The 476-nt window shown below is 41.8% G+C and carries 1 tRNA gene and 1 rRNA gene; both read right to left on the bottom strand.

Features of this window, described 5'->3' with window-relative positions:
- Positions 1-174: 174 nt before the first annotated feature.
- A tRNA-Ile gene (locus ACYUEX_RS18725) sits at positions 175-251 on the bottom strand.
- 102 nt (positions 252-353) lie between these two features.
- Positions 354-476, bottom strand: a 16S ribosomal RNA gene (locus ACYUEX_RS18720); the annotation flags it as partial.

Here is a 476-nt window from a genome sequence, read left to right as displayed (position 1 = left end):
TCCTTCATCGGCTCCTGATGCCAAGGCATTCACCATGTGCCCTTTGTAGCTTGACCTTTATGGTTTTATAAATTACAAAGTTATTCACAAAGAATATTTTTGGCTTGTTGTCACTTCTCAATTAACGTTGTTAATTAAAGTTGTTTTTATTCATGTGCAATTTTCAAAGAACAATGGTGGGTCTAAATGGACTCGAACCATCGACCTCACGCTTATCAGGCGTGCGCTCTAACCAGCTGAGCTATAGACCCATATTTTGAAGGAAGATCCCTCAAAATTGAACAGAAGTTAAGTTTAAACCTTCTTCTAAACTTATACTAGATAAGCATCTTGCTTACTAGATTTCTCCATAGAAAGGAGGTGATCCAGCCGCAGGTTCTCCTACGGCTACCTTGTTACGACTTCACCCCAATCGCTGACCCTACCTTAGGTCGCTGCCTCCCTTACGGGTTAGCTCACGAACTTTGGGTATTGCC

The sequence above is a fragment of the Clostridium sp. CTA-7 genome (assembly GCF_054768095.1).
Note: the sequence above shows the minus strand (reverse complement) of the source record. Positions and strands in the feature narration are given on the sequence as shown.